Genomic DNA, 6,672 nt, shown 5'->3' on the forward strand with positions numbered 1-6,672 from the left:
GGCAGTGCCGCTGTCTCACTGGATAGCCAGATGACTTGTGTATAACGATGAGCGCGGAGCGTGGTAACGCCGCTCAGGACGCTCCGCGTCCGCTCTCGAATGTGACGCGGAGCGTAACGGGCTGCACGCGGAACGATGGGCACGATCTGAAGCGACTCTGAATTACTTCCGGGCCTTGTAGGCCTTGCCGTAATGCCGTTCCAGTCTGGACTGCAACAGCTCCAGCCCGATCGACATGATCCAGTACAGCACCGCAGCGGTGGTCAGCATTTCGATGTAGCGATAGCTGGACCGGCCGTAGGATTGCGCCAGAAACATCACTTCCCAGACGCCCATCACCGAGATCAGCGACGAATCCTTGAGCATCGAGATGAACTGATTGGTCGTCGGCGGGATGATGGTGCGCATGGCCTGGGGCAGGGTGACGCGCCAGAAGATCTGGGTGGGACGCAGCCCCAGCGCCAGTGCCGCTTCACTCTGTCCCGCCGCGACACCGATGATGCCTGCGCGAAAGATCTCGCTCAGGTAGGCCCCATAGTTGAGCGACAGGGCGATCACGCCGGCCATGATCGCGCCCGGCACAATCCCCACCTGTGGCAAGCCCAGGTAGATGAGCAGGATCTGAATCAGCAGCGGCGTGCCGCGAAAGAACGACGCGTAGAAGCTGGCGATGCCGAAGGCCACAGCACTGCTGGACAGCCTTGCCAGCGCCGTGACGAAACCCAGCACCACCGATACGATGATCGAGCACACGGACACGAACAACGTCAGCGCCGCGCCTTGCAGAAAGCCGTTGGGCGCAAGGTGCAGGCCGATCAGGTTGGGCAGCTTGTCGAGAATGATCGACAGCTTCAGGTCGAAGCTCAGGAAGAAGCCCGCAAACAGCACGAACATGACCAGCCAGGTCAGGTACAGCCGCGTGCGGAAACCGAAGATGCGCTTGAGCAGGCTTTGATCAGCCTGCTCGGGTGGACGTGGGAAAGAAGTCATTTACTGATATCGGCGCCGATCCACTTTTGCGACAGCTTGCTGAGGGTGCCGTCCTTTTTCAGCTCGGCGAACACTTCACGCACTTTGGCGTCCCACTCGGGGTCGTTCTTCTCGATGGCGACGAAGTTGGGTTCTTCATACAGAGACTCACCGGCCAGCTTGAAGCGCTTGTCCTGATCAAGTCGCGGTTTGGCGGTCACCAGGTTGGTCAACACGGCGTCCAGACGCACCCCGGCACCGAGGCCCAGATCCTGGAAAGCAACGTTGTCGTTGTCGTACGGGGCGATCTGCACGTTCTCGAACGGGTATTGCAGCGGTTTGTCTTCCGCCCCTTCGATAACGAGGTTTTTGTTCAGGTAACTTTCATAACTGGAAGCGCTGGTCAGACCGACCTTTTTGTCGCTCAGGTCCTTGGCCGAATGAATGCGGTCATCCTTGGCGTTGACCACGATCACGGCAGGCGACGCGTAATACTCGACCGGGAAGTTGAATACTTCCGCACGGGCCTTGCTCGGAGTCATTGAACAGACGCAGATGTCGTAACGACCGCTCCAGCGACCGGCCGCGATCACGTCCCAGGAGGGTGTTTCGAGGCGCAACTTGACGCCCAGCTTCTGCGCGACCGCCTTGGCGACGTCGACGTCAAAGCCGTCCAGTTCATTCTTGTCGTTGAGAAAAGAGAAGGGTGGATAACTTTCCATGAGGACGTTGATCAGCTCTTTGTTCTTCTGCACGCGGTCCAGTGTGGCGCCGGCCAGGGCTTGAGTGGAGGCGGCCAGAGTAACCAGGCCAATGCCCAGCAAAGCGCTAAGTTTCACGGATGTCCCCTGAGAAAGTGTTTGTAGTTTGATGAAAGTGCCGTATTAAATACGTTATACAAGACTGACTCATAATGAGTTTTTTTCATATACATATAAGTAGATCACATATGACCCAAGGCTCAACTGTAATTCTCGATGGCGGCATGGGCCGCGAACTACAGCGTCGCGGCGCGCCATTTCGCCAGCCGGAATGGTCCGCACTGGCCTTGAGCGAAGCACCCGAAGCCGTCAGCGATGTGCACGCCGCTTATATCGAAAGTGGCGCTCAGGTGATTACCAGCAACAGCTACGCGGTGGTGCCGTTTCACATCGGCGAAGAGCGCTTTGCGAAGGAAGGTCAGGCGCTGGCCGCACTGGCCGGGAAACTCGCACGCGCTTCAGCCGATGCCTCCGGTGGCCGTGCGCGCGTGGCAGGTTCGATCCCGCCGTTGTTCGGCTCCTACCGTCCGGACTTGTACAAGCCGGAGCGGGCTGCCGAAATCCTGCAGCCGTTGGTGGCCGGTCTGACGCCCTATGTCGATCTCTGGCTGGCCGAGACCCAGAGCTGCATCCTCGAAGCGCAGACCATTCGCGCAGGCCTGCCAGTAGATGGCAAACCGTTCTGGCTGTCCTTCACGCTGCAGGACGAAGACACTGACGAAGTTCCACGTCTGCGTTCAGGCGAGCCCGTGGCAGATGCCGCCCGGGCAGCGGCTGAAATGGGCGTTGCGACCCTGCTGTTCAATTGCAGCCAGCCGGAAGTGATTGGAGGCGCCATCGATGCTGCACGCGAGGTGTTCAAAACGTTGAACGCTGATATCGCCATCGGTGCCTACGCCAACGCCTTCCCGCCGCAACCCAAGGACGCCAAGGCGAACGATGGTCTGGATGAACTGCGCGAAGATCTCGATCCGCAGGGCTATCAGCAGTGGGCGGTAGACTGGGTCAAGCGCGGTGCCACGCACATCGGCGGTTGCTGCGGTATCGGCCCTGAGCACATCGCGGTGCTGTCCCGCAGTCTTTGATCCTTCGCCTTTAAGCGCACAAAGAAAAACCCCGTGGCTCGCTGGAGTCCACGGGGTTTTTCAATTCAACGAGCAGCCATCGAATCAGGCGAAGCTCTGTTCCTGATTGGTTTTTTCAGTCAGTTCCAGATTCTCATCGTTCTGGGTGCTGACACGCTCGTAAAGCTCTGCGTCGGTTTCCAGCGCCTTTTCCCGAGCCGGGAAAATTTCGTTGAGCTTGGCAGCCCACTCGGTGCGGGTTTTTTCCGGGAAGCAGCGTTCGATCAGTTCCAGCATGATCGATACCGTCACCGAGGCGCCCGGCGAAGCACCGAGCAATGCTGCGAGTGAGCCATCCTTCGCCGAGACCAGCTCGGTACCGAATTGCAGCACACCGCCTTTCTTGGCGTCTTTCTTGATGATCTGCACGCGCTGACCGGCCACTTCCAGGCGCCAGTCTTCGGCTTTGGCTTCCGGATAGAAGCGACGCAACGACTCAAGACGCTGCTCCATGGACTGCATCACTTCGCTGACCAGGTACTTGGTCAGGTCCATGTTGTCGCGGGCCACCGCTAGCATCGGCTTGATGTTGGCCACGCGCACCGACAGCGGCAGGTCCATGAACGAACCGTGCTTCAGGAACTTGGTGGTGAAACCGGCGTAAGGTCCGAACAGCAGGGACTTCTTGCCATCGACTACGCGGGTATCCAGGTGCGGCACCGACATCGGCGGCGAACCCACTGCGGCCTGGCTGTAGACCTTGGCCTGGTGATGCTTGACCACTTCCGGGTTGTCGCAACGCAGCCACTGGCCACTGACCGGGAAGCCACCGAAACCCTTGCTCTCCTCGATGCCGGACATCTGCAGCAACGGCAATGCCGCGCCACCTGCACCGAGGAACACGAATTTGGCGTCGATCTGCCGGGTGCCGCCGCTGTTCACGTCCTTGATGGTCACGGTCCAGCCATCGCCCCTGCGGGTCAGGTCGGTCACGCGTTTGCAGTATTTGACCTGAGCGTCAGGCGCGCTGGAAAGGTGCTTGAGCAACTGATTGGTCAGTGCACCGAAGTTGACGTCGGTGCCGTTCATCATGCGCGTCGCAGCGATTTTTTCGTCCGCCGGACGGCCCGGCATCATCAGCGGCATCCACTCGGCAAGTTTGGCCTTGTCTTCGGTGTACTCCATCGACGAGAACGCGTGATGCTTGCGCATCGCCTCGAAGCGGGTCTTGAGGAACGAGATGCCGTTTTCGCCTTGAACGAAGCTCAGGTGCGGAACCGGATTGATGAACGACTTCGCCGAACCGAAGGTGCCCTTGCGGGCCAGGTAGGCCCAGAACTGCTTCGACACTTCGAACTGGGTGTTGATGTGCACCGCTTTCTTGATGTCGATAGAGCCATCGGCAGCAGGCGGGGTGTAGTTGAGTTCGCACAGGCCGGCGTGGCCGGTGCCTGCGTTGTTCCAGGGGTTGGAACTCTCTGCAGCACCGGAGTCCATGAGCTCAACGACTTCCAGCTTGAGGCCGGGGTCGAGCTCTTTGAGCAGTACGGCCAGCGTGGCACTCATGATGCCGGCTCCGACCAGTACTACATCGACTGCTTCGTTATGCGCCATTAACGCGTCTCCAAAATCTGCAGCACCAAATTGACGGCATACGATCCTGAGGCTGTGTGCCGGGATGTCGGGGCAAGGGTCTGGGTTGTGCCCATCGCTTCCCGGCCAGGATCGCCTGTCCGATTCTTCGCAATTTTTCGCATCTCTCGCGCAGGTCCCGGTCAGGCTCGATCAAGGTTCATCAATGAGGCATGAACGCATGTTTGAACCCGCTCGGCCATTCGACCATCGTCAAGGTACGGGTCACGCAGGCGACCTGAACCTGACGATCGTCGTCAGGCCCCGGTAATGGAGGCGCAGTCGCGGTCAGTCCTGTTCGAAAGGGCCGGTTCAGACGCTGATGGTGCATTTACAAACGCGTACCTATTCATTTGCTCGCCACACTCTTGTGAAGTAGTGAAACCGTTTTTCACGTTCTTTTGGAAACGCGAACCAAACCTCAAAAATGGCTGCGATAGCAGCTCTGGCAGATCGCTGCATACAAGGTGAGGCGCTGACAGACCAGAAAGGTTCGATAGGATTCGAGCGATTCTGCACCATTCATCGAGCACACCGGCGTGCAATGACCTGTGTGGGCGGCTCTCTGTGGGCAGAACGGAGGCGCTAATACGGCGATTAGCAGTGCTGCGAGGCCCGATCAGGAGACGTCCTTATAATCGGGGGGAGATTATAGCGATGAAACGACAGGAATTGATCGGTTTAAGTGACTTTTATTCGTGATCGGGTCAGGCGGTGATTAACTGGCGGCGCGTTGCTCGCACGTTACGCTGCGCAACACGGGCGCTAGCGGGCAGTGGCCGGTTCAACCAGTTGAGTCGCTGCTCGGTCACTTCGACCCACTCATGTCCTGATGGACGCTCGGCGCAGTGCTTGAACGCGCGGCAGATACCGGCGTGGTCCACGCGGGCGTAGTGGCGGTGCTGTGGGCGTGCGGTGAAGAGGGACCAGAAAAGATTCATGGCGCAGCTCCTTTCGTGAGTGAGCGTCGAGGCAGTGAAGGCAAGTCTGCCGCGCAGATATGACGCCCTGATTACATCTCGGGAACCTGAACCATCCACGGTTTATGACGGTCCCAGCCTTGTCGGTTGGCGGACACTGGTTTGCCGGTGTTGCACGCCGCTATACTGCGGCACATTTAGTGTCTGGTCCTTGGAGAGATGAGCATGCTGCGTCGCCTTTTGTTCGGTTTGCTTGCTGTAAGCAGTTTGACCCTGGTGGGCTGTGCCCATAGCCCGCAACAACTCAGCCCGCAACCCAAGCTGAACGCACAACTCGCGCCTGTCGGACGCGGTCAGCCGGTCATCGTGCGCGTGGTAGACGGTCGTCCTGGACCGACGCTGGGCACGCGCGGCGGCATGTACCCGGAGACCAGTTCGATCAGCGTCAGCGGCAACGACATCGTGCCCAAGCTGCAGGCTCAGGCTGAAGCCGCCGTGCGTCTGCTGGGTTTCACCCCGACTCAGGGTGGCGGCAACGCACCTCAGTTGACCGTGACCCTCGCAGACCTCAAGTATCAGTCGCCTAAAGAAGGCTTGTACGTGACCGAAGCCACCATTAGCTCGACCTTCCGCGCCGACGTTCGCAACAACGGCCGTAACTACAGCGGTCGTTATGCTGCGTCGCTGGACCAGCGTTTCGGCATGGCGCCTAACCAGGAAACCAACACCAAGCTGGTGAGTGATGTCCTGAGCGATGCGCTGACTCGCGTTTTCCAGGATCCGACCATCGGTTCGACCCTGTCGCAATAAATCAGCGCTGAATAAAAAGCCCGGCCCTCGATGAGAGGGCCGGGCTTTTTTACATCTGCAGGTCGCTGGCTGGATCAGGCTGCCTGCTGATAGAAGTCCAGAAAGCTGAAGCCGGTGTCTTGGTCCATGTCCGGCAGATCATGATGAACGTGACCGCCCAGAGCGCAGTAGACCAGCCAGTGGCGGTCCTGAACATTGAACGCCAAAGCATCGATCAGCTCCTGCTGTTCATCGCTCTGCGCGATCAGATAAAGGCGATCCTGGTTTTTTGCATGCAGCATGACAAGCTCCAAAAGGAAGGAAGTCCGTTTCTTGAGGAGCCACACAATGCCGAGGGCGCGTTACGGTTAGGTGACAGCGCGAGGGAAATTTCTTACAGGATGATTCGAGCCGTGGGCTTGGCTCACTGAGTGCGCAATCTTCACGAGCTGCGTGCCCACGCGTAGCACTCGTCGTTATATACAAGTCCGCCTCGACACTGATCGTGCCCATCGCTCCGCGTGGGCATGCCTCCCG

At 58.9% G+C, this 6,672-nt stretch carries 7 protein-coding genes; 2 read left to right on the forward strand and 5 right to left on the reverse strand.

The genetic code is table 11. The annotated features are described in order from the left end of the window. Positions 1-162: 162 nt before the first annotated feature. Both QRN20_RS25115 and QRN20_RS25120 read right to left on the reverse strand, forming a co-directional pair. Positions 163-990 (reverse strand): amino acid ABC transporter permease, encoded by an 828-nt coding sequence (locus QRN20_RS25115; protein ID WP_004879752.1) that lies wholly within the window; start codon positions 988-990, stop codon positions 163-165. Then, entirely contained in the window at positions 987-1,808 is an 822-nt protein-coding gene (locus tag QRN20_RS25120) for an ABC transporter substrate-binding protein (RefSeq protein WP_285361486.1), read from the reverse strand. The genes QRN20_RS25115 and QRN20_RS25120 overlap by 4 nt, the downstream gene beginning before the upstream one ends. Before the next feature lie 110 nt (positions 1,809-1,918). Between QRN20_RS25120 and QRN20_RS25125 the strand changes: the two genes are divergently transcribed. After that, positions 1,919-2,815 carry a homocysteine S-methyltransferase family protein gene (locus tag QRN20_RS25125; protein WP_029242151.1) on the forward strand — a complete coding sequence of 299 codons (897 nt, stop codon included), beginning with the start codon at positions 1,919-1,921 and terminating at the stop codon, positions 2,813-2,815. Positions 2,816-2,899: 84 nt separating this feature from the next. Here QRN20_RS25125 and mqo read toward each other — a convergent pair whose 3' ends face one another. Continuing rightward, positions 2,900-4,408, reverse strand: coding sequence for a malate dehydrogenase (quinone) (gene mqo / locus QRN20_RS25130; RefSeq protein WP_029242150.1), 1,509 nt, complete (start codon positions 4,406-4,408; stop codon positions 2,900-2,902). A 725-nt stretch (positions 4,409-5,133) separates the two neighbouring features. Continuing rightward, on the reverse strand, positions 5,134-5,367 hold the full coding sequence (locus tag QRN20_RS25135) for a hypothetical protein (protein WP_029242149.1): 234 nt from the start codon (positions 5,365-5,367) through the stop codon (positions 5,134-5,136). Between the two features lie 204 nt (positions 5,368-5,571). Between QRN20_RS25135 and QRN20_RS25140 the strand changes: the two genes are divergently transcribed. Beyond that, complete coding sequence (locus QRN20_RS25140; protein WP_025993200.1) at positions 5,572-6,156, forward strand: YajG family lipoprotein; 585 nt, start codon at positions 5,572-5,574, stop codon at positions 6,154-6,156. 74 nt (positions 6,157-6,230) lie between these two features. Here the strand turns inward: QRN20_RS25140 and QRN20_RS25145 are convergent, their stop codons facing one another. Beyond that, positions 6,231-6,437: a hypothetical protein gene (locus QRN20_RS25145; protein WP_004879742.1), complete on the reverse strand. Its 207-nt coding sequence runs from the start codon at positions 6,435-6,437 to the stop codon at positions 6,231-6,233. Between the last annotated feature and the right edge of the window lie 235 nt (positions 6,438-6,672).

The sequence above is a fragment of the Pseudomonas sp. fls2-241-TYG-175 genome, from assembly GCF_030209155.1.
Lineage (GTDB): Bacteria > Pseudomonadota > Gammaproteobacteria > Pseudomonadales > Pseudomonadaceae > Aquipseudomonas > Aquipseudomonas viridiflava.

What these genes read in the sequence shown, in the direction of transcription:
- QRN20_RS25115 (WP_004879752.1), bottom strand. Translation starts at nt 990, where the DNA reads ATGACTTCTTTCCCACGTCCACCCGAGCAGGCTGATCAAAGCCTGCTC.
- QRN20_RS25125 (WP_029242151.1), top strand. Translation starts at nt 1,919, where the DNA reads ATGACCCAAGGCTCAACTGTAATTCTCGATGGCGGCATGGGCCGCGAA.
- mqo (WP_029242150.1), bottom strand. Translation starts at nt 4,408, where the DNA reads ATGGCGCATAACGAAGCAGTCGATGTAGTACTGGTCGGAGCCGGCATC.
- QRN20_RS25135 (WP_029242149.1), bottom strand. Translation starts at nt 5,367, where the DNA reads ATGAATCTTTTCTGGTCCCTCTTCACCGCACGCCCACAGCACCGCCAC.
- QRN20_RS25140 (WP_025993200.1), top strand. Translation starts at nt 5,572, where the DNA reads ATGCTGCGTCGCCTTTTGTTCGGTTTGCTTGCTGTAAGCAGTTTGACC.
- QRN20_RS25145 (WP_004879742.1), bottom strand. Translation starts at nt 6,437, where the DNA reads ATGCTGCATGCAAAAAACCAGGATCGCCTTTATCTGATCGCGCAGAGC.